21 protein-coding genes are annotated in these 25297 nt (G+C 72.0%); 10 read left to right on the top strand and 11 right to left on the bottom strand.

Translation table 11 applies throughout. The annotated features are described in order from the left end of the window. Nucleotides 1–101 precede the first annotated feature (101 nt). A complete protein-coding gene (locus tag AOQ37_RS10105; protein ID WP_062643393.1) occupies nt 102–1493 on the top strand; it encodes a S1 family peptidase in 1392 nt (463 codons plus the stop codon). Nucleotides 1494–1595: 102 nt separating this feature from the next. On the opposite strand, the gene AOQ37_RS39720 is transcribed toward AOQ37_RS10105, so the two are convergent. Beyond that, a complete protein-coding gene (locus AOQ37_RS39720) occupies nt 1596–1766 on the bottom strand; it encodes a hypothetical protein (protein ID WP_020129024.1) in 171 nt (56 codons plus the stop codon). Nucleotides 1767–1989: 223 nt separating this feature from the next. Further along, the gene (locus AOQ37_RS10100) at nt 1990–2685 is read right to left on the bottom strand and encodes a L,D-transpeptidase family protein (protein WP_062643390.1); all 696 of its coding nucleotides are present in this window, start codon (nt 2683–2685) and stop codon (nt 1990–1992) included. A gap of 233 nt (nt 2686–2918) precedes the next feature. Here AOQ37_RS10100 and AOQ37_RS10095 point away from each other — a divergent pair, with 233 nt between their 5' ends. Further along, on the top strand, nt 2919–4307 hold the full coding sequence (locus AOQ37_RS10095) for a pyridoxal phosphate-dependent decarboxylase family protein (RefSeq protein WP_062643388.1): 1389 nt from the start codon (nt 2919–2921) through the stop codon (nt 4305–4307). Nucleotides 4308–4420: 113 nt separating this feature from the next. Continuing rightward, nucleotides 4421–4957: a hypothetical protein gene (locus AOQ37_RS10090; RefSeq protein WP_062643385.1), complete on the top strand. Its 537-nt coding sequence runs from the start codon at nt 4421–4423 to the stop codon at nt 4955–4957. A 4-nt stretch (nt 4958–4961) separates the two neighbouring features. On the opposite strand, the gene AOQ37_RS10085 is transcribed toward AOQ37_RS10090, so the two are convergent. From AOQ37_RS10085 to AOQ37_RS10075, 3 genes are all read right to left on the bottom strand, one after another. After that, entirely contained in the window at nt 4962–5876 is a 915-nt protein-coding gene (locus tag AOQ37_RS10085; protein WP_062643383.1) for an SDR family oxidoreductase, read from the bottom strand. A 131-nt stretch (nt 5877–6007) separates the two neighbouring features. Then, the gene (locus AOQ37_RS10080) at nt 6008–6637 is read right to left on the bottom strand and encodes an MBL fold metallo-hydrolase (protein WP_062643381.1); all 630 of its coding nucleotides are present in this window, start codon (nt 6635–6637) and stop codon (nt 6008–6010) included. Next, nucleotides 6637–7722: an S-(hydroxymethyl)mycothiol dehydrogenase gene (locus tag AOQ37_RS10075; RefSeq protein ID WP_062643379.1), complete on the bottom strand. Its 1086-nt coding sequence runs from the start codon at nt 7720–7722 to the stop codon at nt 6637–6639. Before AOQ37_RS10075 ends, AOQ37_RS10080 begins: the two co-directional genes overlap by 1 nt. A 173-nt stretch (nt 7723–7895) precedes the next feature. Between AOQ37_RS10075 and AOQ37_RS10070 the strand changes: the two genes are divergently transcribed. Next, nucleotides 7896–9650: an ABC transporter ATP-binding protein gene (locus tag AOQ37_RS10070; RefSeq protein WP_062643377.1), complete on the top strand. Its 1755-nt coding sequence runs from the start codon at nt 7896–7898 to the stop codon at nt 9648–9650. Nucleotides 9651–9718: 68 nt separating this feature from the next. Here AOQ37_RS10070 and AOQ37_RS10065 read toward each other — a convergent pair whose 3' ends face one another. After that, on the bottom strand, nt 9719–10015 hold the full coding sequence (locus AOQ37_RS10065) for a hypothetical protein (protein WP_062643375.1): 297 nt from the start codon (nt 10013–10015) through the stop codon (nt 9719–9721). A gap of 170 nt (nt 10016–10185) precedes the next feature. Between AOQ37_RS10065 and AOQ37_RS10060 the strand changes: the two genes are divergently transcribed. Then, nucleotides 10186–10551: a nuclear transport factor 2 family protein gene (locus AOQ37_RS10060; RefSeq protein ID WP_062643373.1), complete on the top strand. Its 366-nt coding sequence runs from the start codon at nt 10186–10188 to the stop codon at nt 10549–10551. Continuing rightward, a complete protein-coding gene (locus AOQ37_RS40385; protein ID WP_159401326.1) occupies nt 10539–10781 on the top strand; it encodes a hypothetical protein in 243 nt (80 codons plus the stop codon). Before AOQ37_RS10060 ends, AOQ37_RS40385 begins: the two co-directional genes overlap by 13 nt. Before the next feature lie 62 nt (nt 10782–10843). Here the strand turns inward: AOQ37_RS40385 and AOQ37_RS10055 are convergent, their stop codons facing one another. Further along, the gene (locus AOQ37_RS10055) at nt 10844–12802 is read right to left on the bottom strand and encodes a ricin-type beta-trefoil lectin domain protein (RefSeq protein WP_107085154.1); all 1959 of its coding nucleotides are present in this window, start codon (nt 12800–12802) and stop codon (nt 10844–10846) included. A 206-nt stretch (nt 12803–13008) separates the two neighbouring features. Between AOQ37_RS10055 and AOQ37_RS10050 the strand changes: the two genes are divergently transcribed. Continuing rightward, nucleotides 13009–14244: a glycosyltransferase gene (locus tag AOQ37_RS10050; protein WP_062643621.1), complete on the top strand. Its 1236-nt coding sequence runs from the start codon at nt 13009–13011 to the stop codon at nt 14242–14244. A 9-nt stretch (nt 14245–14253) separates the two neighbouring features. On the opposite strand, the gene AOQ37_RS10045 is transcribed toward AOQ37_RS10050, so the two are convergent. Then, a complete protein-coding gene (locus tag AOQ37_RS10045) occupies nt 14254–17004 on the bottom strand; it encodes a P-loop NTPase fold protein (protein ID WP_062643371.1) in 2751 nt (916 codons plus the stop codon). Between the two features lie 43 nt (nt 17005–17047). Continuing rightward, nucleotides 17048–17701, bottom strand: a complete 654-nt coding sequence (locus AOQ37_RS10040) for a TetR/AcrR family transcriptional regulator (RefSeq protein ID WP_062643370.1) — start codon at nt 17699–17701, stop codon at nt 17048–17050. 181 nt (nt 17702–17882) lie between these two features. Here AOQ37_RS10040 and AOQ37_RS10035 point away from each other — a divergent pair, with 181 nt between their 5' ends. After that, nucleotides 17883–19163 (top strand): YncE family protein, encoded by a 1281-nt coding sequence (locus AOQ37_RS10035; RefSeq protein WP_062643368.1) that lies wholly within the window; start codon nt 17883–17885, stop codon nt 19161–19163. A gap of 162 nt (nt 19164–19325) precedes the next feature. Here AOQ37_RS10035 and AOQ37_RS10030 read toward each other — a convergent pair whose 3' ends face one another. Next, nucleotides 19326–21188, bottom strand: a complete 1863-nt coding sequence (locus tag AOQ37_RS10030) for a hypothetical protein (RefSeq protein WP_062643619.1) — start codon at nt 21186–21188, stop codon at nt 19326–19328. A gap of 201 nt (nt 21189–21389) precedes the next feature. Between AOQ37_RS10030 and AOQ37_RS10025 the strand changes: the two genes are divergently transcribed. Further along, nucleotides 21390–22490 (top strand): XdhC family protein, encoded by a 1101-nt coding sequence (locus AOQ37_RS10025; protein ID WP_062643617.1) that lies wholly within the window; start codon nt 21390–21392, stop codon nt 22488–22490. Nucleotides 22491–22697: 207 nt separating this feature from the next. Here the strand turns inward: AOQ37_RS10025 and AOQ37_RS10020 are convergent, their stop codons facing one another. Continuing rightward, nucleotides 22698–23201 (bottom strand): metallophosphoesterase family protein, encoded by a 504-nt coding sequence (locus AOQ37_RS10020; protein ID WP_062643366.1) that lies wholly within the window; start codon nt 23199–23201, stop codon nt 22698–22700. 158 nt (nt 23202–23359) lie between these two features. On the opposite strand from AOQ37_RS10020, the gene AOQ37_RS10015 reads away from it, so the two are divergent. Continuing rightward, the gene (locus AOQ37_RS10015; RefSeq protein WP_062643364.1) at nt 23360–25294 is read left to right on the top strand and encodes a glycosyltransferase family 2 protein; all 1935 of its coding nucleotides are present in this window, start codon (nt 23360–23362) and stop codon (nt 25292–25294) included. The last annotated feature ends 3 nt before the right edge of the window (nt 25295–25297 follow it).

Here is a 25297-nt window from a genome sequence, read left to right as displayed (position 1 = left end):
GAACGCTGCGCGGTCCTCGCACGTATGGAGGTGAGGGCACTCAACGACCGGAGCGCCCCGCGGTGTTGAGGCCGTGCGTTCGGGGTTTCGGGAGCCAAGACATGAGGCATGTACGACGACGGACCGTCCGGCGGGTGTCACGGCTGGCGGCAGTCGGCGGACTCCTCCTGGGAGGGGCCATGGTCACCCAGGCGGCCATGGCGAGCGAGCCGGGCGGTACGGCCGCGGGGCCGCGCAGCGCGGCGGAGTCCGTCGTCACCAATCCGGGAGCGGCCCTCGTCGAGCAGCTCGGCACCTCGCGCACGGCGGGCACCTGGCTCGGTGCCGACGGGAAGCCGGTCGTCGCCGTCACCGACGAGGAGTCGGCCGACACCGTCCGGGCGGCGGGCGCCGAGGCCAAGATCGTGGCGCACAGCATGAACGAGCTCAAGTCGGCTGCGGCCGACTTGCGTTCGGCGCCCAGGGTGCCCGGCACCGCCTGGGTGATGGACTACCGGACGAACCAGGTCGTCGTGCGGGCGGACAGCACCGTGTCGGCCGGCGACTGGTCACAGCTGACGGAGACGGCCGCCGGCATCGGCAGCTTCGTCCGGATGGAGCGCACCAGCGGCGAGTTCACCACCCGGATCAACGGCGCCCAGCCGATCCTGTCGACCGGCGGACGCTGCTCGGCCGGATTCAACGTGACCAACGGCACGAACGACTTCATCCTCACCGCCGGGCACTGCGGGCCGACCGGCTCCACCTGGTTCGCGGACAACCAGGCCAAGCAGCAGGTGGGCCGGACGGTGAACTCCAGCTTCCCCGGCGGCGACTTCTCGCTGGTGCAGTACGCGAGCGGCAAGGCCGGCGCGGGCGCCGACGTGGTGGCCATCGGCGACGGCAACGGGGTGCGGATCACCGGCACCGGGGACGCGGCCGTCGGCCAGCGGGTCTTCCGCAGCGGCAGCACCAGCGGGCTGCGCGACGGCGAGGTCACCGGTCTCGACGCGACGGTGAACTATCCGGAGGGCAGTGTCAGCGGGCTCATCGAGACGAACGTGTGCGCCGAACCGGGCGACAGCGGCGGCCCGATGTTCTCCGACGGCATCGCCCTCGGCATCACCTCCGGCGGCAGCGGCGACTGCACCACCGGGGGGACGACGTTCTTCCAGCCGGTGACCAGGGCGCTGGCGCAGCTCGGCGTCCAGCTGATCGTGGCCGCACCCTCCGACAACGCCGGCGCGTCCACGGCGTCCGCCGACCCGGCGCCGTCCGCCTCCTCCACCCAGGCGGGGCTCTCCCCGGGCGCGGCCTCGCCGGGCACGACCACGCCCGTGACGGGTACGGCGGTCAGCGAGACGCTCGCCGCCCGGCTGACCGACCCCAAGAACATCGGTCCCGGTCTGCTGGTCATCGCGGGCAGCATGGTCGCCCTGGTCGCGACCCGGTACATCCGCGCCGAGCAGGACCGCAAGGCATACCAGCGGTACTACTCGGCGACATGGGGGTGACGGCCGGGGGGTGTGACGGGGGTGACGACCGAGGTGTGTCGGCTGGGGGAAGGTGCCCGGTGCGGGGCGCCGCTGTCGGGCGGCCCCGCGGCCGGGTCGTTGTCAGGCCGCTTCGACGGAGGACGGAGCGGCGGCCCACTCCAGGACGAGCCGCTGGTATTCCGCACGCTGCTCGACGCTCAGTGTCCCGCCCGACCGGAGCCACAGGGCCCGGATCTCCTCGTTGACCTCCGCGGCCGATCGCTCGGAGAGGGATTCAACAGTGGTGGACATGCCGTGAAGCTTACGGCTTCGGACGTGAAGACCGCGTGAGTCATCACCAACGAACCGGACATAACGGACGTGTCACTGGTCACGTCCATCGGTCCGTCCCCGGGGCACAGTTCACCCGTCCCCCGCGCCCAGGAGGGCTCCGGATCCCGGACTTCGGGGACGCGCCGGGGCAGGACGCCCGGACCGGCCGGGCGTCCGCGCCACTTCAGCGACCCGGGAGGGCTCAGGTGCCCGGCTTGCGGCCGTACACGAAGACGTCGTCGCCGTTCTTCAGCAGCGACCAGTACTTCTTGGCCGCCGTGGTGGTCATGTTGACGCAGCCGTGGGAGCCCGGCGGGTTCCACATGCTGACGCCGACCGAGTGGAAGGCCTGACCACCGTCGAAGAACTGGCTGTAGGGCATCGGCACGTTGTAGATGCTCGACACATGGTCGATGTTCCGCCAGTAGATCTTCTTCAGACCGGTACGGGTCTCGTACCCGTTGCGGCCGGTACGCACCGGCACGGGACCGTAGACGAGCTTGCTGCCGTCCTGGATCCAGCTGATCTGGAGCGTCAGGTTGACGCAGGCGATACGGCCCTTGTTGGTCGGGCACTTGCCGGCCTTGTTGGGGGTCTTGCCGACCGCCTTCTGCTTGTTCATGAGGTCCATCACGCCCCAGGTGACGGGCCCGGCGTAGCCGATGTTCGGCGTGATGCCGTGCTTGGTCTGGAAGGCACGGATGGCCTTGCAGTCGGTGGTCGACTGCTTGCCGTCCACGGGCCGGCCGAGGAACTTCTCGACCTGCTTCTGGTACGGCCCGGCCTGCGTCGTACAGCTCGCGGCCTGCGCCGGGCCGGCGCCCAGCGCCAGCGTCAACGGCGCGACCAGGCCGGTGAGCCCGAGCACGACGGCTCCTCGTCTGCGTATGTCCCCCATGGCTGCCCTCTCCCTGGCACATCAGTGGCGATCTCTCCCTCCTAGACAGCTCCAGGGGGGCGACGGTTGTAGGCCGGTCCCGGCTGTGACAGAACGGTGAACTTCCTGTCCGTACGGTTCACCCGGTACACCCCCTTACATCTGATTCCTCCGGGATCGTCGCGCCCGTCCGCGGTCCAGTTCCCGTGGATTGGATCGGGCGCAGACCGGTGTCCCCGCCCTAGGTTTCCCTCATGCATCGCCATCTCGCCGACGATCTCTCCCGGCTTCCCGAGCTCCTCCAGTCCGCCCGCGACTTCGCCGTCCGTGAGGTGAGCGGCCTGGCCGAGCGGCCGGTCGTCCGCCTCGACCGGGCGCCCGACCGGGCGTCCCTGCCCGACGAGGGGGCCGGCGCCGAGGGCGCGCTCACACGGTTCGCCGAGCACTGGGCACCCGGCTTCTCCGGCTCGGCCGGGCCGCGCTACCTCGGCTTCGTCACCGGCGGGGCGACGCCCGCGTCGGTCGCCGGTGACTGGCTGACCGGCGCGTACGACCAGAACGTCTCCGGGGCGGGCGGCTCGTGGGCGGCGGCGCTGGAACGGGAGACGGTGGCCTGGCTGCGTGAGCTGTTCGGGCTGGGCGAGGCGCACAGCGGGGCGTTCGTGACGGGCGCGACGGTCTCGAACACCGTCGGGCTCGCCGTCGCCCGTGAGTGGCTGGGCGAGCGGCTGGGCGTGGACGTGTCCCGGGAGGGCGCGGCCGCGCTGGGGCCCGTGGAGGTGCTCTCGGGCAGTCCGCACTCCAGTGTCACCAAGGCGCTCTCGGTGCTGGGCATCGGCCGCGACCGGCTGCGCCAGGTGCCGGTGCGGGAGGGCGGGGAGGCCGTCGACGTCGACGCGCTCGAGGCGGCGCTGGCCGCGCTGGACGGGCGGCCGGCGATCGTGGTGGCCAACGCGGGCACCGTCAACACCGTCGACTTCGACGATCTGCGGGCGATCGCGGTCCTGAAGGAGCGGTACGGCTTCTGGCTGCACGTGGACGCGGCCTTCGGCGGCTTCGCCGCCCTCTCCCCCGCGTACGCGCACCTCGTGGACGGGCTCGACGCGGCCGACTCGGTCTGCGTGGACCTGCACAAGTGGCTCAACGTGCCGTACGACGCCGCCGTCCAGTTCACCCGCCGCCGTGACCTCCAGGTACGGGTCTTCCACAACGCCTCGCCGTATCTCGGACTGCCCACCGGCGAACCGGACTTCGTCCATCTCACGCCGGAGAACTCACGGCGGCTGCGGGCGCTGCCGGCCTGGTTCTCGCTGGTGGCCTACGGGCGGGCCGGGCACCGCGAGATCGTCGAGCGCAACGTGGACCTCGCGACCCGGCTCGGCGAGGGTGTCGCCGCGCTGGACGGGCTGCGGCTGCTGGCGCCGGTCCGGCTGAACGTCGTCTGCTTCACCCTCGCCGACGACCCGACGCAGGAGCGGGTCGGCGCGCTCGCTCACGCCGTGGCCGCGTCCGGGGAGGCGTTCCTGACGCCGACGGTGTACGGCGGGGTGCCGGCGCTGCGGGCGGCGTTCAGCAACTGGCGTACCTCGCGGGCGGACGGGGAGCGGGTGCTGAAGGCGCTCACCGCGGCACTTCCCGGCTGACCGTCACCGTGCCCGTCGCACGCCGGCCGACGCACTCCGGGCGGTGAGGTGAAAGGATCTGCACGGGCGGTCTAGCGCCTCCACCACGTCAACAGGACGGAGCCCGTGCGGAGATGACCGCGTTCCTCCAGCAACTCCCCGCTCTCCTCGGTGTCGTGATCGGCGCCCTCGGCTCGTACCTGGCGATCGTGCGCAGCGACGGGGCCAGGTTCCGGCGCGAGACGGCGGCCCGGTGGGAGGAGCGGCGGCTGAGCGTGTACGGCGACTACGCGCGGGCCCTGAAGAAGTCGGTGAACCTGACCTACCGCGTCGCCTCCCACCTCGGCAACGACCCGCACCCGCACCCCTTGTCCCCGGCGCAGGCCGAGCCGCTGCTCGCGGAGGCGACCGACGGACGCGACCCGGCCGGCGAGGCGCTGATCATGCTGGGCAGCCGGGAGGTGGTGGACCGGGCCCGGGTGTGGGTGACCACGGTGATGGAGATGGAGCGGTTCATGCGTGAGGGGACGCACGATCCGCGGGCCTGGCAGGAGCTGCTGGAGCGGCAGCGGGCCGGCCGCGAGGGGTACTACGCCGCCGTGCGCGAGGATCTCGCCCTGCCGCCGGGGCACCCGGCGCGCTGGCCGACCGGTCCGCTCTCCGACGCCTGAGTCCTCAGCGGTAGCCGGTGGTGTCCGCCGCCTTCCCGGGGTCCTGCACCTCGACCATGTAGCGCCAGGCGTCCGGGCGGCTGCCGTCGAGGTCGGTGAAGCCGTACACGGGGGCGAGGCCGCCACTGGAGAGGGACTGTCCGTTGAAGCGGGCCACGTCGGGGTCGGCGGCCAGGGCGGCGACCGCCCGGCCGACGTAGCGGGGTGTCTCCGAGATGGCGAAGTGCGGCACCCGCTCCAGGGCGTCCCGCCAGTTGTCCTCGCGTACGCCGAACGTCTCGAGCATCAGCTCCGACCGCAGCCAGCCGGGGGTGAGCGCCACGGCGGTGGCGCCGCGCGGGCCGAGTTCGTGGCCGAGGGCGAAGGCCATCCGCAGGACGGAGGTCTTGGCGAGGTCGTAGAAGAAGTTCACGCGGTAGGTGTCGCGGTTGTACTCGGTGGTGCCGTCGGTCATCTCGACGACCAGTCCGCCGGGCCGGCGCAGCAGCAGCGGCAGCGCGTGGTGGCTGGTGATCGCGTGGGTCTCGACGGCGAGCCGCAGCAGCCGGAGCCCGTCGTCCAGGTCGTGCTCCCAGACCGGCGTGTCCCAGGCGAAGAGGTGCTCGGCGCCCCAGATGTCGTTGACGAGGACGTCGAGGCGGTCCCGCTCGTCCGCGACGCGGTCGACGAGGGCGCGTACCTGGGCGGGGTCGAGGTGGTCGGTGGGCACCGCGATGCCGTGGCCGCCCGCCTCGGTGACCAGGTCGGCGGTGTCCTCGATCGTCTCGGGGCGGTCGGACTCGGAGCGCCGGGCGCGGGTGGTGCGTCCCGTCACGTAGACGGTGGCGCCGGCCGCCCCCAGCTCCACGGCGATACCGCGTCCCGCGCCCCGGGTCGCCCCGGCGACCAGGGCGACCTTGCCTTCCAGTGGACCGGACATGTCCGACCTCCCGCGTGTCGTGTCGATGTCGTCCTCGAGGATCGACGACCTCGACGAGGATCGCGCGGAAGCCGGACATCTCCTGTCGTCTTTCGTCCGCCGGGTCACCCGGTCGGGCGCGGTCCGCGGCCTCAGTGCCCGCGGGCGATCCACTCCTCCAGGTGCGGTGCCTCCGCTCCGATGGTGGTCGCGTCGCCGTGACCGGTCAGCACCTTCGTCTCGGGCGGCAGGGCGAGCAGCCGGTCCCTGATGGAGCTGATGATCGTCGGGAAGTGGGACCAGGAGCGGCCGGTGGCGCCCGGTCCGCCCTGGAAGAGGGTGTCGCCGGTGAAGATCACCCCGAGGCCGGGGTCGTGGAGACAGACCGCGCCGGGCGCGTGCCCCGGGGTGTGCAGGACGGTCAGGTCGGTGCCCGCGGCCTCGATGACCTGGCCGTCGGCCAGATGGGCGTCGGGCTCACGGTCCGGGTGGGTGAGCTTCCACAGCGGCAGGTCGTCGGGGTGCAGCCAGATCGTGGCGCCGGTCGCGTCGGCGAGGGCCGGCGCGGCGGAGACGTGGTCGTTGTGGGCGTGGGTGCACACGATGGCCGTCAGCCGGCGGTCGCCCACGGCGGCCAGAACGGCTTCGGCGTCGTGTGCGGCGTCGATGACGATCGCCTCGTGGTCGTCGCCCACGATCCACACGTTGTTGTCGACGTCCCAGGTGCCGCCGTCGAGGCTGAACTGGCCGGAGGTGACGAGGCGTTCGATGCGCGCGGCCATCACAGCACCACCACCGAGCGCAGGACGTCCCCGTGATGCATCCGCTCGAACGCCTGCTCCACCTCGTCGAGTCCGATGGTCTCGGTGACGAACGCCCCGAGGTCCAGGCGGCCCTGGAGATGGAGGTCGATCAGCATCGGGAAGTCGCGCGAGGGCAGGCAGTCGCCGTACCAGGACGACTTCAGCGCCCCGCCCCGCCCGAAGACGTCCAGCAGCGGCAGCTCGAGCTTCATCTCCGGCGTCGGCACCCCCACCAGGACGACCGTGCCGGCCAGGTCACGGGCGTAGAAGGCCTGCTTGTAGGTCTCCGGGCGGCCGACGGCCTCGATCACCACGTCCGCGCCGAAGCCGCCGGTCAGCTCACGGATCGCCTCGACGGGGTCGGTCTCCTTGGAGTTGACCGTGTGCGTGGCGCCCATCTTCCTGGCGGTCTCGAGCTTGCGGTCGTCGATGTCGACGGCGATGATCTTCGCGGCGCCGGCCAGGTTCGACCCGGCGATCGCCGCGTCGCCGACCCCGCCGCAGCCGATCACCGCGACCGTGTCGCCGCGGCCGACGTTTCCGGTGTTGATCGCCGCGCCGATGCCGGCCATCACCCCGCAGCCCAGCAGCCCCGCCACCGACGCCGACACCGACGCGTCGACCTTCGTGCACTGCCCGGCCGCCACCAGGGTCTTCTCCGCGAACGCCCCGATGCCCAGCGCCGGCGACAGCTCGGTGCCGTCGGTCAGGGTCATCCGCTGCTGGGCGTTGTGGGTGTCGAAGCAGTACCACGGCCTGCCGCGCAGACACGCCCGGCAGTGCCCGCACACCGCACGCCAGTTCAGGATCACGAAATCACCGGGGGCGACGTCGGTGACGCCCTCGCCGACCGACTCCACCACGCCCGCCGCCTCGTGACCGAGCAGGAAGGGGAACTCGTCGTTGATCCCGCCCTGCTTGTAGTGCAGGTCGGTGTGGCAGACCCCGCAGGCCTGCACCTGCACCACGGCCTCGCCGGGACCGGGGTCGGGGATCACGATCGTCTCCACCCGTACCGGCTCGTTCTTCCCCGGCGCGATCACTGCGCGCACTTCCTGCGGCATGGTGCTGCCCCTTTCGTCGGCGGTCGTCCGTCCCGCTGCCGACCCTACGCGTGACTGATCGGTAAGGGCACGGGCGGCAGGGCCGGCGGGCGCCCTGAACACGCCCTTCGTGGCCGTACCCCCGGGCGGCCGACGTAGCCTGAGGCCTGCCACCCGACCTCCCGAGGAGTCCCGTGTCCATCGCAGAGACCGCCGGCGGCCGGCCCCCGTGGCGGCTGTTGCTCGACTACGTACGGCCCCATCGCCGGTCCCTGCTGGCGGGTGCCGCGCTGTCGCTGGTCACCGGCGCCACCGGGCTGCTGCTGCCTCTGGTGGCAAGGAAGTTGATCGACGACCTGGGTCACGACCGTTCGATATCAGGCGCGTTGCTCGCCCTGACGGCACTGGTCGTCGCCAACTCGGCGGTGGGCGCGCTGGGTTCGTTCGTGCTGCGGCGTACCGCGGAGTCGGTGGTGCTCGGCGCGCGGCGGGCGTTGTCCTCGTATCTGCTGCGGCTGAAGATCACGGCCGTCGACCGGAGCGAGCCCGGCGATCTCATGGCCCGCATCACCTCCGACACGACGCTGCTGCGCGAGGTCACCACCGCCCCGCTGGTGGGCCTCGGCACCGGCGGGCTCACGCTGGCCGCCACGGTCGTGATGATGGGCGTGGTCGATCCCGTGCTGCTGGGGGTCACGCTGGCCGTGATCGTCTGTGCGGGCACGGTGCTGGGCGTGATCGTGCCGCGGATCAACCGGGCGAGCCGCCGGGCGCAGGACGCGGTCGGTGTGATGGGGGCCTCGCTGGAGCGGGTGCTCGGCGCGCTGCGCACGGTGAAGGCGTCGGGCGCCGAGCACCGCGAGGAGGCCACGCTGCACGCGGCGGCCGAGGAGTCCTGGCGGCAGAGCGTGCGCGCCGCCAAGTGGTCGGCGGCCGCGGGCAACACGGCCGGCCTGGCGATGCAGACGGCCTTCATCACCGTCCTCGCGGTGGGCGGGGCGCGGGTCGCGACGGGCGCCATCGAGATCGGCACGCTGGTGGCGTTCCTGCTCTACGTCTTCTACCTCATGTCGCCGATCCAGCAGGTCGTCGGCGCGATCACCCAGTACCAGACGGGCTCGGCGGCCCTGAGCCGCATCCAGGAGGCCCTGGGGCTGCCCGCCGAGCCGGTGTCCCGGCCCGGGCCGCTGCCCTCGCCGGCCACCGGACCGGCCTCGCTGGACTTCGCCGACGTCCGCTTCCGGTACGCCGACGACCTGCCGTACGTCCACCACGGGGTCACCTTCAGCGTGCCGGCCCGGGGCATGACCGCGTTCGTCGGTCCTTCGGGCGCGGGCAAGACCACGGTGTTCTCGCTCGTCGAGCGGTTCTACGACCCGGAGTCCGGCGTGATCGCCCTCGACGGGCGCGACCTCGCGGACTGGGACCTGTCCGGGCTGCGCTCCTCCATCGGCTACGTCGAGCAGGACGCCCCCGTGCTGTCGGGTTCGCTGCGCGACAACCTGCTGCTGGGGAACCCTTCGGCGGACGACGACACGGTGCGCGGCGTGCTGAAGACGACCCGGCTGGAGGGCCTGGTCGAACGGCTGCCGCAGGGGCTGGACACCCTGGTGGGACATCGCGGGACGAAGCTGTCCGGCGGGGAGCGGCAGCGGGTGGCCATCGCCCGCGCGCTGCTGCGCAGTCCGAGGCTCCTGCTGCTGGACGAGGCGACCTCCCAACTGGACGCGGTGAACGAGGCGGCGTTGCGCGACACCGTCGCCGACGTCGCCCGGACGACCACCGTCCTCGTCGTCGCGCACCGGCTGTCGACGGTCACGATGGCCGACCGGATCGTCGTCATGGACGCGGGCCGGGTCCGTGCGGTGGGGACGCACCGTGAGCTGGTGGCGGGTGACCCGCTCTACGCGGAGCTGGCGGCCACGCAGTTCCTGGCGACGGTCGACTGAACCGCGCCGCACGTGCGTGGGGGCCGTCCGGTCCTCCGGACGGCCCCCACGGGGACGAGGCGAGACGCTCAGCCGATCGCGGGCAGCAGCCCGGTCACCGGAGCGACAAGGTCGGTGACCTGGTGCAGTTCGTTCAACTTCTCGAGCTCGCTGACCTTGTTGAGCTCACCCAGCTGCCGGGAGACCGGCGGGAGGTCGGCCCGGTACTCCTCCGGGATCTGGCTCGCGGCGAGCGAGTCCAGCGCGGTCATCGGATTGATTTTGCCGCCGGCCGGGGCTTCGGCCGCGCTCGCCAGGGGCGCCGCGAGGCCAGTGACCCCGGCGGCCAGAGCGGCGATTGCGGCGATGCGTCGAGTGGAGATCATGTCCGACCAACGCCGTCGGCACCCCGGCGGACACGGGTGGGCGGCGGTGCTCACCCGACAGGCGGACGGCACAGGCTGCGTTTGCCGAGCCCGGCGCGCCGGAGGAGTCTCGAAGGTGAGGGTTCAGGCGGCCGTCCTCCCCTCGGCCGCGGCCCTCGGAGGAGGTCACCATGGGCACCGCGGCAGGCTCCGCCTTCGACACCGAGACCCTGCGCCGAGGCGTGGAGGGCGACAGCGCGACGACGTTGCTGTCGCTCTACGCCGACGACGCCGAGATACGCGTCATCGACCACAACACCCAGCCCAGCCGACCCAAAGTGCTGCACGGCCGCGACGAGATCGGCCGGATGCTGGAGGACGTCTACAGCCGGGACATGACCCACAAGCTCGAGGAGTGCATCGTCCAGGGCGACCGCGCCGCCTTCAGCGAGTCGTGCCGGTACGCGGACGGCGTGCAGGTGCTCGCCGAGTCGATGATCACGTTGCGGGACGGCAAGATCGTCGAGCAGACCATGATCCAGGCATGGGACGAGTAGGGAGGAAGACCGCAGGGGTCCAGGTCACTTCTCGGCTGACCTGGACCTTCTCGGTGCGGGCGGCGCGCGGGCGGTCACGGCCGCCCCGGACGGCGCCGACGGTACCGGCCGCAGCGGCGGGCGGGCTGGTGTCCGTCGCGCTGCTGCGGACAGCGCTGCGCGCGATGCGGTCCCTCCCCCGTCCGCCGGCACCGCGTGCCGTGCGCACCCGCTACGGCCGGCATCGCTGAGCCGTACCCCTCGCCCCCGCCTGCCGCCGGCCACGGTCGCTCATGGGCACGCGGAGGCGGGGTCAGGTCAGCGTCCACCTCTGGTTGTCGGCGGTGCCGCAGGTCCAGAGCACGATCGGGGTGCGGTTGGCCGTGCCCGCGCCGTTGGCGTCGAGGCACAGCCCGGCGTTGACGTTGGTGATCGTGCCGTCGGCGTTCACGTTCCACTTCTGGTTGTTCTGGCCGTTGCAGTCCCAGATGACGACCTTCGTGCCGTTGGTGGTGCCGAGGCCGTAGGCGTCCAGGCACTTGTTCCCGTACACCACGAGTTCCTTGCGGGAGGTGTACGTCCAGGCCTGGTTGGAGCCGCCGTTGCAGTCCCACAGCTCGGCCTGGGTGCCGTTGGTGATCGTGCTGTCGAACAGGTCCAGGCAGCGGCCGGACTGCTTGCCGACGACGAGCGCCCCGTTCGCGCCGGGCAGGGGTCTGACCGTGATGTCGGCGAGGGTCGGCGCGCCGGTGAAGACGAGCGTGTTGGAGGAGCCCTTCGACAGGGCGACCTGGAGGCTGATCGTGCCCTGCGCGGAGCCGGTCGGCGGGAACGAGACGGTCGTCGAGGTCTGGCCGTTGACCTTCAGCGTCGCGGTGCGGGCGGTGGAGGCCGTGTTGGTGTAGGCGACGTCGACGACCTTCGGGCCGGTGTTCCCCGCGACCACGCCGGAGAAGCCCGACGTACCGGTGTACGTGCTGCCCGAGGCCTCGGTGCCGCCGGTGACGGTGAGCATGACCGAGCCGCCCGCCGGGACGCTCGTCGTGTAGCCCGTGGCGTACGTGCCGACGTCGGCGCGCGCCCACAGGTCACGGACGGTGGCGGAGGCGCCGGTCAGCCCCAGGTCGGCCCAGCGGACGGTGATGTTCTGGGCGGAGGAGGTGCGGTTGAGCAGGACGACGGCGCGCTTGCCGCTGCCGGCGAGGACCTTGCCGTACACCTGCGCCCCGGTGGTGTCCTCGGCGACCTTGACGCCCTGGAGGCCGCGGGTGTCCTGGTCGACGGCGATGACCTCGGGGTTCTTGAGGATGTTCGCCGTCTCGGTCGTCATCGTGGTCAGGTCGTTGCCGGCGAGGAGCGGGGCGCCGGAGACGGCCCACAGGTTCATGTGGGTGCGGTTCTGGGCGGCGGTGAAGCCGGTCATGCCGACCATCAGCATGTCCGGGTCGTTGTAGTACCCGGTGTGCTGGGCGGTGGGGTGCAGGCCCTGGTCGAAGTTGGACAGCAGGTTCGTCATCGAGGGGTTGTTGCCGTAGTAGACGATGTCGGTGCTGGTCCGGAACATCGGGGCGAGCCCGGGGGCCCAGTTCCAGGTGTTCTGGTAGCCCCAGTTGCAGATCGAGAGGGTGAGCGGGCGTCCGGTGGCGGCCGTCGCCTTCGTGACGGCGGCGCTGATCGCGGTGTACGCCGTCGCCGCGTCGAGGCCCTCGGCGTCACCGCCGCACCAGTCGACCTTCACGAAGTCGAAGCCCCACTGCGAGAACCGGAGCATGTCCTGGTCGTAGTGGCCCTCGCTGCCGCTGCCGGGGGCGGCGGGCCGGCCGGTCGGGTAGTAGTAGCCGCAGCCGTCTTTGCCGGCGTCCGTGTAGATCCCGGCCTTCAGGCCCTTGCTGTGGATGTAGTCGGCGATGGCGCTCATGCCGCCGGGCCACTCGGACTCGTCGACGGTGATGTCGCCCGCGCTGTCGCGGGTGCCCTGCCACCAGCCCTCGTCGATGTTGATGTACCGGTACCCGGCCGCCGGCAGGCCCGCGGCGACGAACGCGTCGACCTGCTTCTTGATGACGTCGTGGTCGATCTTCGCGGCGAAGCTGTTCCAGGAGGCCCAGCCCATCGGGGCGGTGGGCACGGCGATCTGCCGCGAGGTCGCGGCCCGGGCCGGCCCCGGCTGGGCGAACAGCAGGGCGGCGGTCACGGTCAGCAGCAGGGCGAGGAACCGGGCGGCGGCGGCTCTCCGGCGTCGGAGCGGGTGCGTGGGGGGTGGGGGATACATACGGCGGCTCCAGCTTCGAAATATCGAACATGGGTCGGCTAACCGAACGCGTTGCGCGCCGAAAGTAGAACCGCCGGGGAGTGAAGTCAACGGCTGCGACAGAAGTGACGTGGCCGCTCCCGCACTCGAAGTGGCTGCTTTCGCAGGGTCGTTCACCGCGGGCCGGCCGCCCCGCCCCCATACTGTCCGTCGTGCGAGTGGCGATCATGACAGCGGGCTCACGGGGTGACGTGGCCCCCTTCACGGGACTGGGCCACGGGCTGGTGCGGGCCGGACACGAGGTCACCCTGGTCACCCACGCGCGGTTCGCGCCGCTCGTCGCGGGCTCCGGGGTGGGCTTCCACGCGCTGCCGGTGGACCCGCGGGCGGAACTGGAGTCCGAGCGGGGCCGGGGACTGCACCGCAGCACCACCGGCCCGGGCAAACTGCTGCGGGTGACCCGGATGGCACGGTCACTGGTCGGGCGGATGACCGACGACCTGCTGGCCGCCGCGCACGAGAGCGACGTCCTGCTGCTCTCCGCCTCGGTGGCGCCGCTGGGGCACACCATCGCCACGGGACTGTCCCTGCCGAGCCTCGGCCTCTACCTCCAACCCGTCGCCCCCACCAGGGAGTTCGCCCCGCCGGTGCTGGGTGGCGGCTCATGGGGAGCGGTCGGCAACCGGCTCGCCGGGCACGGGGTCGAGGCGGCCGTCGAGCAGGTCTTCGCCCCGGTCGTGCCGGCCGTACGGGCCCGGCTCGGACTGCCCGCCCCGCGCCGTCGCGGCACCGGCCTGCGGGGCCGGACCCGGCGCGGCTGGCCGGTCCTGCACGGTTTCAGCCCTCTGGTGGTGCCCCGGCCCCGCGACTGGCGGGCGGAGCTGGACGTCACCGGCTACTGGTGGCCGTACGACCGGGAGACCCGACTGCCGCCCGCCCTGCGGGAGTTCCTCGAAGCGGGACCGCCGCCGGTCTTCGTCGGACTGGGCAGCGCCACCGTGCCCGACCCGCGGCGGCTGAGCGGCGAGATCGTCCGGGCGCTACGGCGGGCGGGGCTGCGCGGGGTGATCCAGCGCGGCTGGGCGGGCCTCGCCGCCGACGGCGACGACATGCTGACCGTCGACGAGGTCCCGCACGCCCTGCTGTTCCCCCGGACGGCCGCGGTGGTCCATCACTGCGGTGCGGGGACGACGGCGGCGGGCCTGCGCGCGGGGGTGCCCGCGGTCCCGGTACCGATCCAGTTCGACGAGACCTTCTGGGCGAACCGCCTGGTCGGCCTCGGCGTGGCCCCGCACACGGTGCCACTGCGCCACCTGACGACGGCCACACTGACCGCCGCCCTCCTGCGGGTCACCGGGGAGCCGGAATTCGCCCGCTGCGCGGCCGAGTTGGGCGAGCGGGTACGTGCGGAGGACGGAACGGCGCAGGTGGTGGCTGCGGTCGGCCGGCTGGGAGAGCGCTGACCGGCAGCCTCAGTCGGCGTGGTGCGGGCAGGACCTGCGCACGGTCTCGACGATCTCCGGCAGGTCGGGAGCAGGCACGGGCGGCAGCCCCCAGGCCGCCCTGGTGTCGTCGAGGAGCCGACGAGCACTGTGCGGCGAGAGGGAGAGTTCCCCCCGCACGACCGCCAGCCGCTCGAGGCTTCCGTCCGGCCTGTGCACATGCGCCTGAGTACGGCGGCGCTCGAATCCCGGCGCCGCGAACACGTCGAGGAGGGTGACGCAGAAATAGGCGTAGGCGGCGGCTTCCTCCAGACGCTCCAGGGCGTCGGCGGGCAGGTCCGCCCGCAGTTCGGCGCCGCCGGGAATGTCCTCCCACCGCGCGAAACGGCCGATGTACCCTCGCATCCGGTCGAGTTCGCACAGACAGTCGGCGTGCAGGAACTCCGCCAGCCGCCTGGTCGCCCCGAAGACCACGTCCGTGCTCCGGGTGGGCAGGACGCCGTCCTTCGCCCCGGCCCTGAAGGCGTCCACCGTCTCCCGCATCGCGCGGATGACAAGCCAGGCGGCGATGTTCCGCAGTTCGACGTCCCCCGTGCTCTTGTGCAGCGACACCATCTCGCGGGAGTACCGGATCAGGTCCCGCGGCACCCCGCCGGACAGGGCGTGGGCGAGCGCCACGAACGGCTCCGAGAATTGGGCGGCACGCTGGCCCAGTATCCGCTTCGACTCCTCCAGCGAGCACGGCCGCACATGGACGACGTCGTCGAACGTACTGTCCGCGACATCGCGTCCGGGCAGTCCCCGCCGGACGAAAGCCGCCCCCACGTCCTCCGACACCGAGATCAGGAAGTGCACACCGGTGACACCCAGGATGGCCTTGATCTCTCCGAGGAACTCCAGCGCCTTGGCCGTGGACCCGAGTCGGTCGATCTCGTCGATGGTGACCACCAGGCGCCGTTTCTGCGGCCGCAGTTCGCCGGCCACCTCGGCGAGTGTGCGCCTCAACTGCTGGACGAGTTCGGGCAGGGTGAGGGGGGACGCGGTGAACGAGGTGCCGTAGGTGGATCCCAGGCTGAGCAGCCCACCTGCCGGGGCCCCGCTCGCGCCGTACGTCACGCTCTGGACCGTCTGGAGCCGGTAGAGGTGGTCCCGGCACCGTCTGGCCAGAGTCGGCTCCCGCTTTCCGCGCCTCCATCGGGAAGCCCTGATCATGACGGCGCCGAGGGAGATCAGTGCCACTCGCTGCGACAGGTCCCATCCGAAGGACGCATGCCGCATCCGGTCGTCGACGAAGACCGCTGCGAACCCGAGGACGAAGACCAGGGCCGCGGCCCGCGCGGTGGTCCCGCGCACATAGTCCCAGAAGGGCGTGACCACCAGCCAGACGGCGATGAAGGAGAGCACCCAGACGACGGTCATCGTGACGTAGTAGACGGCCGGTTCGTCGTGTCGCCACTCCTCGAACCAGGCGATCACCGGCCTCGGCGACCACACCGTCACCAGCCCCAGCACCATCAGCAACCGGCCGGCCGGAACCAGGAACACCTGGCGCAGGACGCCGGTGAAGCCGCCGAACCGCCACCGTCTGACGTACTTCCAGACCAGGAAGCCGAGAACGACGGCCGTCAGCGCAGACCACGGTCGTCTGCCTTCCAGGACGGCCACCAGAGCGTCCCGCAGCCGCTCCGCGGTGTCGTCGCCGGCTCGTTCCAGGGCCCCGACGCCCTGCTCGACGAAGCCGTGCGCGGCGGCGAAGAGACCCACCAGGAACAGCCCGAGGGCCAGCAGGCCGACCAGGAAGCTTCGAGCGAGCGCCCGTACGGCCGCGCCGAGCCTGCGCAGCGCGGTGCGCAGCGGGCTGAGGCGGCGGAACTCGGGAAACCCGTACCCGTGGTCCGTCAGGTAGGTCTCGCACAGGACGACGAAGAGCGAGGTGAGGAACTCCAGAGGCGCGTAGGAGGCGGGGGCCTGCACGGAGACCTTCAGGTCGCCTGTGCCGCCGCAGGTGGCGAGCAGGGTCGACTTCCCGGAACCGCGCGGTCCGCACACGGCGATGGTCCCGTCGACCAGGGCGTCGAGCTTCCGGTGGATCTCCTCCATGGCCTGGTTGTCGACCACGAACCGTTGGTCACGGTGGTCTCTGATCCCCTCGTACTCCGTCGCGACGAGCAGACAGTCGGGATCATCGCCGAGGAGTTCCGACAGCACGCTCCGCACCACCGGAGGCATGGCGTCCCGCGCCGCTGCCTCGGTGAGTTCGACGGTCCGGCGCCGCACCGCCCGCACCCATCCGGCTCTCGCCGTCAGCACGAGGACGAACGCGACGAGGGCCCGCACCCGACCGCGTGACTCCGGTCGCCACAGGGCCCCTCCCAGGGCGGTCAGCACGACGCAGAGGCCGGCAGGCCACCAGCCGCTCCCGGTCGCCCACAGAACGACCGGGGCCGTCGGCGACAGAGCGGCCACGGCCAACGGCACGTCCCAGGTCATCCGGGGCAGCAACAGTGCGATGCGGTTCTCGGCCTCGTCCCGCCTGTCGCGCGCGGCCTCGTAGCGCACCGCGGCCTCCTGGTACGGCGGCGCACGCCGTACTCGGGCGACGTTCTCCTCCATGCGCATCGCCCGCAGGACATCCGGCCGGAACGCGCCGGGGCGCCGGTCCAGCAAGGACGGAGCCTGTTTGCCCGTCAGGCTCTGCTTCAGGGCCCGTGCGTAGGCCGCCCGCTCCCCATCGTCGTCCAGACCGGCCGCCAGCAGTTCCCGGTCCTCGTCGTCCTGCAACTCGCCCAGCCCCCCATGTAGTCCCCGGTGCCGTTCAGGACGGTTACCGCGTCCACCCCTGCGGTCGCAGGATGCCCAGGAGTTGGCGGACCAGTTCGTCGACCACCTCGTCCAGGGTCGCGTCCACCCAGCCGGCGCTCCAGTCGTGCAGGAGGCCGTTGACGCTGCCGATGAAGGCCGTCGCCGCCAGGCGGTAGTCGCGGGGGGCCGCTTCGCCGCGGGCCGCCGCGGCGGACGCCTCGGCGCAGATGAGGTCGACCCAGCGGGCGCGGCGGGCCAGGCGTTGTTCCTCCAGCCGGGGGCTGACGCCGACGATCTCCACGAAGGTGATCCTGATGCGGCGCGGATCGGAGGTCACATCGGCCGCGTAGGCGCGGAAGATCGCGGTGACCCGCTCGACGAGCGGCAGGTCCTGGGCGGCGCCGAAGGCGGCCAGGACCGCTTCCTCGGCCCGGTCGTTGACCTGGAGGTGCAGCGCCGCCAGGACGTCCTCCAGGGTGCGGAACTCCTCGTAGAACTGACGGGTCGACAGGCCGGCCGCCTCGCTCAGCGACGCGACCGTGGTGCCGCGGTAGCCGGGGACACCCCCGAACAACCGCAGCGCCGCGTCCAGGAATCTCCCGCGCCGTTCGACCTGCCGCTGCTCGGCGGACTTTCCGCCGTAGCGGCCGGTCGGCGCCCTGAGCCTGCCCGCCACTGCCCCTCCCTCGCCGTTCCCTGCTCCCCCACCTCCGATTTTGTCGTGTACGGGGTCTTGTGGCGAAGGGGCCCCCTTCCTTACTTTCCAGTAAGCACAGTCTGAATGCTCGCGTGTTCAGATTGGGCGGACCTCTTCCGCCCACCCCCCACACCCTCCGCCCCCAGAGGAGAGAGCAGTTATGCCTGCCTTCAGATCCAGGCACCTTTGCTCCGTAGCCGCCGCCCTCGCACTGACCGTCACCGCCCCGGCGTCCGCCGCCACCGCTGTGACCGGCGCCGCCACCGCCGTACCCGACCCCTCGACCGCCGCCGCTCTGCGCGAGGTGCTCTTCGTCGGCAACAACTGGGAGGGCACCGCGGACGTCATCAAGTCCAGCGGCGACTTCTCCGAGGTCGGCCGCATCAACGTGATCCCCGACAAGAGCGCCCGGATGGCGGAGATCAACGCCGACCCGATCAAGTGGATCTACTTCCAGGCCATCCGCAACGGCGTCGGCGAGGGACACGACCAGTTCGTCGACGACATGTACACCACGCCGGACGGCGCCTCGGTGGTCGTCTCCCGGCCCAGCTTCGCCGATGTCGTCTCCATCGACCTGGCCACCGGGAACATCAACTGGCGCTTCCCGGTGTCCGGTTACCGCTCCGACCACATGGCCGTCTCGCCCGACGGCACCCGGGTCGCGGTCTCCGCGTCGATCTCGAACACCGTGCACGTCCTGAACATCGTCACCGGCAAGCAGCTGGGCTCGTTCAAGACCGGCGACAAGCCGCACGAGAACATCTTCACCAAGGACGGCAAGTACCTCTACAACATGTCGATCGGGGACGTGAACACCTCGCAGGACGCCCCGTGGCAGGACTTCACCAAGGGCGACCGGCGCATCACCGTCGTCGACGCGACCACGTTTCAGCAGGTCAAGATCATCGACATGCGGCAGCGGCTGAACGCGATCGGTCTGACCGACTACTCGGACGCGGTGCGCCCGGCGGTCTTCGCACCGGACGAGTCCAAGCTGTACTTCCAGGTCTCGTTCTTCAACGGGTTCTTCGAGTACGACCTCGCCACGGACCGCATCACGCGGACCAAGACGCTGCCGAAGAACCCGGCGACCAGCGACGACCGCACCACCTTCGTCAACGACTCGCGCCATCACGGCATCTCGATGAGCCCCGACGGCGCCAAGCTGTGCGTGGCGGGCACGATGGACGACTACGCGACGGTCGTCGACCGCGCCACCCTCCAGGAGGGCCCGCTGGTCACCGCCTCCAAGCCCTACTGGGCCACGGTCAGTGGCGACGGCAGGAGCTGCGTGATCTCCGAGAGCGGCGCCGACCAGGTCACGGCGATCGACTTCGCCACCGGGCGGAAGGTCGTGTCGGTGCCGGTCGGCGACCATCCGCAGCGGGTCCGGATCGGCCATGTCGCAGCGAACTGGACGGGGCCGAACGCGAACTGACGGGCCCTCACGGGAAGGCATCCCCGCGGGACGACATCCTCGCGGGACAGCATCCTCACGGGAGGGGGCCCTCACGGGAGGGGCCCCACGGGACCGGGGCGGGTGGCGGTGGTCCGCCGCCCGCCCCGTCTCCGTGCCGTGGCGCTGCGGTGCCGTGCGGGGCTACCCGACCTTCTGGGTCACCCACGCGGACAGTTCGGTGCGGGCGGCGGCCAGCAGGGTCGCGGAGGGCGCGGTCGACCCGTTGGCGACCAGGGCGTAGTGCACGGCGCCCGAGTCCGGCGCGCTCAGCAGCAGGCGCCGGCTGCCCGTGCCGCCCGGTTCGGCGGCCGCGGCGATCTTCGTGGTGGTCGTGTACGCGGGCGGCGCGTACACCGTGCCGAGGTCGGAGACGACCGTCGTCGTGGCGGTGGGGAAAGAGGCCGGCAGATGCAGTTCGGTGGGTGCCGTGCCGCCGTTCGAGCGCCACACCAGCAGACCGTACTGGCCGGAGCCGACGAGCTGTCTCGTGCTGGGCAGGGTGCCGGGAACCGGGTTCCAGGTGAGCGTGGTGGAGCCGTCGCGGGAGCGGTCCTCGTAGGTGAAGGCGACGGTCGTGCCGGAGGTGGCGCTCGGGTAGATCCGGTCGAGCAGCCGGGTGTCCTGGCGGAGGGTCACCGTGCCGCTGTCGTCCAGGCGCACGGCGGAGAGGTCCTCGTCGTTCCAGGCGTCGCCGGTCGTGAGCACCTTGTCCGGGTTGCCGTTCATCAGCTCGTGGTGGCGGCCGTTGTAGATGTCCCACTGCCACTGGGAACCGGAGAGGACCGGCCCGGACGTAGCCGGGGTGGTCCACCAGTTCGCCCCCTTCACCCGGGAGTCGAGGGCCTGGTACATCGCCTTCAGGACGCTCGGGGCCTTGCCGGCGGTGGTGCCGTTCAGAGGGTGGCCGAACTCGCTGACGATCGCCGTCGTCCCGGTCGCCGAGGCACGGTCGCGGACGGTGCCGAAGTCCGTCACGTACTGGCCGTCCGCCGCGTTGCCCCACATCAGGACGCCGGAGATGGCCTTCTGGTCGTAGAAGTGGGTGTTGTAGACGTAGCGGGAGCCGAGCGTGCCCGCGTCGAGGAGGCCGCCCTCCTCCTTGCTGACGTTGCCGTTCCAGAAGAGGTTCGGTTCGACGAGGGCGGGCTTGTCGGTCCAGCCGGCCGCGTCCATCCGGGCCCGGAACTTCACGTAGAACGGCCACAGCAGGTCGCGTTCCCAGGTGCGGCTGGTCTGGCCGGAGTCATAGGTGCCGGCGTACGGCTCGTTGTAGGGGTCGAAGCCCAGGACGCCGGTGAACTGCTCGGTGGTGAGGTTCGCCCTGAGGTACGCCATGACCTTCTGGGCGGTGGCCAGGAAGGAGTCCTGGAGGCCGTGGTTGTTGTGCCAGAAGTCGTACTGGGCGGCCTTCACGGCGCCGTTCTGGGTGATGTTCTGGCCCCAGAGGAAGCAGATGCCGCAGGACTCGGTCGGATAGCCGCCGAGAGCCACCGCCCACGCGGGAGCGCCGTCGCCCGTGTACCAGCTGCCGGAGTGGAACAGGTGGCGGGAGTAGAGGTCCTGGTGGAAATCGGGGTAGACCCGGATGCCCGCGTCCAGGAAGGCGCCCAGTTGCGCGGTGGCGGCGGCCAGGTAGGCGGTGTCGACCTGGCCGCGCACCGGTTCGGCGTAGGCCCAGGAGAGCAGGAAGCGGACGGAGTTGCCGCCGCCGAGGGCGCGCAGGGCCGTGGCGGACTTCCTGGCGTCGGCGACGGAGGCGAAGGGCAGGCCCTTGTTCTCCGCGAGCTTGGTCTCGCCGGAGACGTTGTAGCCGCGCAGTACGACCTCACGGCCGGTGGCGTCGACGAAGCGGCCGCCCGAGACGGTGAGCGCCGTGCCGTCGAAGGAGAGGGAGTCGGGGAGCGTGGCCGCGCCGGCGGTCGGGGAGCCCGCCGTCGTCAGGAAGCCACAGAGTCCGCAGAGGACCACCAGAACAGCGAGCAGACGAGCCCGGATATTCGGCATGTTCACTACAGTCCGGTGATTTCCGGACACCGTCAATACCTTCTGACCCACGAGTAAGTTCGTTCCCTGTCAACCCAGTTGGCGATCAGGTCGCCCGTACCGCAGGAGCCCCGCGCGGTGCGGACCGGCGGGTGGAGCGGCTGCGGACTACCGTTCAGGGAGACGGCCGACGCGGCCGTCGCGGCCGGAAGGGAACCGATCGTGCGCGAGATTCTCCCGGTGCTGGACCGGTGGTACGCGGCCGGTGCGCCGTTCGGGCTCGCCACCGTGGTCGCCGTCAGCCGCAGCGCGCCGCGCGACCCGGGCGCGGCGATGGCCGTGGGGCCGGACGACGAGGTCGTGGGCAGCGTGTCCGGGGGCTGTGTGGAGGGCGCCGTGTTCGAGCTGGCCCGGGAGGTCGTGGCGGACGGGACGGCCCGGCTCGAGACCTTCGGCTACAGCGACGAGGACGCCTTCGCCGTGGGGCTGACCTGCGGCGGCGAGATCACGCTGCTGGTCCGTCCGGTCACACCCGGCCTCGACCCGTCGTTCGGCGCCGTCGCGGAGTCCGTCGCCGCGGGCGAGCCGGTGACGGTGGCCACGGTCACCGACGGCCCCGCGCCGCGCGGAGCGACCCTCGCCGTCCGGGCTGACCGGACCTCCGGCACGCTGGGCACGGAGGGCCTGGACGCCGCCGTGACGGCCGACGCGCGCGGCGAGCTCGCGCTCGGCGTCACCGGCATGCGGCACTACGGGCCGCGCGGGCAGCGCCGCGAGGACGCCGTCGCGGTGTTCCTGCACTCCTTCGCGCCGCCGCCGCGCATGCTGGTGTTCGGCGCGATCGACTACGCGGCCGCCGTGGCCCGGATCGGCGCCTTCCTGGGCTACCGCGTCACGGTGTGCGACGCCCGGCCGGTCTTCGCCACCCCGAAGCGCTTCCCGCCGGGCGTCGAGGTCGTCGTGGACTGGCCGCACCGCTATCTGCGCGGCACGGACACCGACGACCGCACCGCCGTCTGCGTGCTGACCCACGACCCGAAGTTCGACGTGCCGCTGCTGGAGGTGGCGCTGCGCCGGCCGGCCGCGTACATCGGGGCGATGGGCAGCCGCCGCACCCACGACGAGCGCCGGGCGCGGCTCGTCCGGGCCGGACTCACCGAGGCCGAGCTGGCCCGGCTGCGCTCACCGGTCGGGCTGGACCTGGCGGCCCGGACGCCCGAGGAGGTCGCCGTGTCGGTGGCCGCCGAGATCGTCGCGCTGCGCTGGGGTGGCAGCGGGGCTCCGCTGACCGCGACGGCCGGGGCCATCCACCGCGCGCGGTGAGACGGGCCGGCCGCCTTCCGTCCCGGTTTTCCGTTTTCCGTGAGGGATGTGTGAGGCTCGCCCGAACGGGGTACGCGCACATAACGGACAGGCATGCATGTCCTCTGTCCTTCGTCCGACGAAGGAAGGAGGTCCGTTGAATCAACGCACACTCGCAAGTTCCGGGCCGCCCCCGACCGTCTCGGCCGGGCGCGGCCCGGTTCTGTGTCATCGGCGCGGGGGCAGCCGGTGCAGGACGAGGTCCGTGAGCCTGCCGTCGGCGGCGGTGGCGGTCAGGTAGGTGCAGTACGGCTGACGCCGCCGGTCGGTCGGGGATCCCGGGTTGAGCAGGCGCGGTCCGCCGGGGGCGGTGGTGTCCCAGGGGATGTGGCTGTGCCCGAAGACCAGGACGTCCAGTTCGGGGAAGCGGGCGGCGCAGCGGGCCTCGCGGCCCTGGGCGGGGCCCGTCTCGTGGACGACCCCGAAGCGCAGGCCGCCCAGTTCGGCGAAGGCGACCTCGGGCAGCCGGGCGCGCAGACCCGGCCCGTCGTTGTTGCCGTACACCCCGACGAGCCGGCGGCTGCGGCTCTCCAGCAGGTCCAGCGTGTCCGTGTCGACCCAGTCCCCGGCGTGGATCACCACGTCCGCGCGCGGGATCTCGTCGAGCAGCGGGGCGGGCAGCGCCTTGGCACGCTTGGGGAGGTGGGTGTCGGACATGATCAGCAGGCGCACGGCACCAGCGTACGAGATTCCCGCACGCGACTCGGGACGATCCGGACAGGTGGGGCGTCGGCGGCGGGGTTAGCATCGGGCCACGCGCACCCTCCGTCCCGCGCACGGCAGCGCGATCCAGCACGGCAGAGCGATCCAGCGAGGGGGCCAGGAGCCCGATGCCGGTCAAGGTCAGCGTCATCGTCCCCGTCTACAACCCCGGTCCCTACATCGAGGAGTGTCTCGCCTCCCTGCTGAGACAGTCGCTCCCGCCGGACGCGTACGAGGTGATCTTCGTCGACGACGGCTCCACCGACGACACCCCGGCCCGTCTGGACGCCGTCGCCGCCGAGGACCCCCGGGTCCGGGTCGTCCACCAGGAGAACTCCGGCTGGGCGGGCAAGCCGCGCAACGTCGGCATCGACGCCGCCCGGGGCGAGTACGTCATGTTCGTCGACAACGACGACCACCTGGGTGACGAGGCTCTGGAGCGGATGTACGCCTACGGGGTCGCCAACGACGCCGACGTCGTCGTCGGCAAGATGGCCGGCAAGGGGCGCGGGGTGCCGGTGGAGCTGTTCCGGGTCAACCGCCCGCACGCCACCGTCGAGAACGCGCCGCTGATCGACAGCCTCACCCCGCACAAGATGATCCGCCGGGCCTTCCTGGACCGCACCGGCCTGCGCTTCCCCGAGGGGCGGCGGCGCCTGGAGGACCACGTCTTCGTCACCGAGGCCTATCTGCGCGCGGACAACGTCTCGGTGCTGAGCGACTACGTCTGCTACTACCACGTCAGACGCGACGACGCCGGGAACGCGGGTTTCCGGCGGTTCGACCCGGCGGGGTACTTCAAGAACCTCCGGGAGGCCCTCGACGTCGTCGAGCGGTACACCGAGCCGGGCCCGCTGCGCGACAAGCTGTTCCGGCGGTGGCTGCGCGTCGAGATGGTCGAACGGCTGCGCGGCAAACGCTTCCTCGGCCTGCCCGAGGACTACCGCAGGGAGCTGTTCGAGGAGATCCACGCGGTCGTCGTCGAGCGGTTCGGACCGGGTGTCGCGGCGCCGCTCCAGCCCACCCAGCGGGTCGTGGCCGCGCTGGCCGCCGACGCGCGTTACGAGGACGTCGTCGCGTTCGCGGAGTGGGAGGCGGGCGTCGCCCTCGCCGTCGATCCGGAGGACGTCACCTGGCAGGGCGGCGTGCTGCGGATCGCCTTCGCCGCCGAGCTGACGCACGACGGCGGGCCGATGACCTTCCCGTCCGCCGGGGGCTCCCCGCAGTGGCCGCCGCGGGACGTGGCCGAGGCGGTCCGGTGGCTGGGCACGGACACCGTGGGGCGGTTCGACCGGGCCGTGCCCGACCTGCTGCTGCGGGAGCGGGCCAGCTCCGCCCAGTACTTCCAGCCGGTGGACGTGGTCCGGGAGACGGTGCCGGCCGGCGGCGACGGCAGCCAGGTGCGGCTCGTCCTGCGGGCGACCGCCACCATCGACCCCGCCACCGCACTGAGCGGCGGGCCGGCCGGCGAGGGACTGTGGGACGTGTACGTGCGGGTCGGCCTCGGCGGTTGGACCAAGGAACTGCGCCTGGGGCCGGCGCCCCGCCACGGCCGTCCCGTCCCGCCCGCCGCGGTGGTCGCGGGGCGCGTGGTGCTGCCGTACTGGACCGACCGGTACGCGAGCCTCGCGCTGGACGTCGGACACGCGGGCGAGCGGCTGGGCCTCGGCCGTGTGGCGGCCGGGGACGTCGCCGTCGTGGAGGACCGGCTCCAGGTGGTCCTGCCGCTGCACGTGCCCGAGGCCGCCGATGTGCTGCTGCGGCTGACGGGGGCGAAGTCCGGCGGCTCCCGCGAGGTCGTCGGGACACTGTCGCCGGGCGGGCGGCTCGCGGCCCTCCTGCCGGTCGGCGATCTGCTGGGCGGGACCTGGCTGGCGACGGTGTGCCTCACCCCGGACGCGGACGGGGCGCGCTTCCACCCGCTGCCGTTCGCCCTGCACATCGCGGCGGACGGCGTCCTCGTGGTGCCGGCGCCCCAGCCCGCCGGTGCGCGACGGCTGGCCCGCCGGGTGCGCAGGGCGCTGTACCGGGCACTCCAGAGCATCACGCCCCGCAGGAGGTGACGC

This window comes from Streptomyces maremycinicus (assembly GCF_001184025.1).
GTDB classification, from domain to species: Bacteria; Actinomycetota; Actinomycetes; order Streptomycetales; family Streptomycetaceae; genus Streptomyces; species Streptomyces maremycinicus.
The sequence above is the reverse complement of the archived record's forward strand: the minus strand, read 5'-3'. Positions and strand labels throughout refer to the sequence as shown.

Excerpts from the sequence above, each read along its gene's own strand:
- AOQ37_RS10055 (WP_107085154.1), bottom strand. The coding sequence starts at position 12,802 with ATGTATCCCCCACCCCCCACGCACCCGCTCCGACGCCGGAGAGCCGCC.
- AOQ37_RS10080 (WP_062643381.1), bottom strand. The coding sequence starts at position 6,637 with ATGGCCGCGCGCATCGAACGCCTCGTCACCTCCGGCCAGTTCAGCCTC.
- AOQ37_RS10065 (WP_062643375.1), bottom strand. The coding sequence starts at position 10,015 with ATGATCTCCACTCGACGCATCGCCGCAATCGCCGCTCTGGCCGCCGGG.
- AOQ37_RS10060 (WP_062643373.1), top strand. The coding sequence starts at position 10,186 with ATGGGCACCGCGGCAGGCTCCGCCTTCGACACCGAGACCCTGCGCCGA.
- AOQ37_RS10015 (WP_062643364.1), top strand. The coding sequence starts at position 23,360 with ATGCCGGTCAAGGTCAGCGTCATCGTCCCCGTCTACAACCCCGGTCCC.
- AOQ37_RS10030 (WP_062643619.1), bottom strand. The coding sequence starts at position 21,188 with ATGCCGAATATCCGGGCTCGTCTGCTCGCTGTTCTGGTGGTCCTCTGC.
- AOQ37_RS10105 (WP_062643393.1), top strand. The coding sequence starts at position 102 with ATGAGGCATGTACGACGACGGACCGTCCGGCGGGTGTCACGGCTGGCG.
- AOQ37_RS39720 (WP_020129024.1), bottom strand. The coding sequence starts at position 1,766 with ATGTCCACCACTGTTGAATCCCTCTCCGAGCGATCGGCCGCGGAGGTC.
- AOQ37_RS10075 (WP_062643379.1), bottom strand. The coding sequence starts at position 7,722 with ATGCCGCAGGAAGTGCGCGCAGTGATCGCGCCGGGGAAGAACGAGCCG.
- AOQ37_RS40385 (WP_159401326.1), top strand. The coding sequence starts at position 10,539 with ATGGGACGAGTAGGGAGGAAGACCGCAGGGGTCCAGGTCACTTCTCGG.
- AOQ37_RS10100 (WP_062643390.1), bottom strand. The coding sequence starts at position 2,685 with ATGGGGGACATACGCAGACGAGGAGCCGTCGTGCTCGGGCTCACCGGC.
- AOQ37_RS10095 (WP_062643388.1), top strand. The coding sequence starts at position 2,919 with ATGCATCGCCATCTCGCCGACGATCTCTCCCGGCTTCCCGAGCTCCTC.
- AOQ37_RS10050 (WP_062643621.1), top strand. The coding sequence starts at position 13,009 with ATGACAGCGGGCTCACGGGGTGACGTGGCCCCCTTCACGGGACTGGGC.
- AOQ37_RS10085 (WP_062643383.1), bottom strand. The coding sequence starts at position 5,876 with ATGTCCGGTCCACTGGAAGGCAAGGTCGCCCTGGTCGCCGGGGCGACC.
- AOQ37_RS10090 (WP_062643385.1), top strand. The coding sequence starts at position 4,421 with ATGACCGCGTTCCTCCAGCAACTCCCCGCTCTCCTCGGTGTCGTGATC.
- AOQ37_RS10035 (WP_062643368.1), top strand. The coding sequence starts at position 17,883 with ATGCCTGCCTTCAGATCCAGGCACCTTTGCTCCGTAGCCGCCGCCCTC.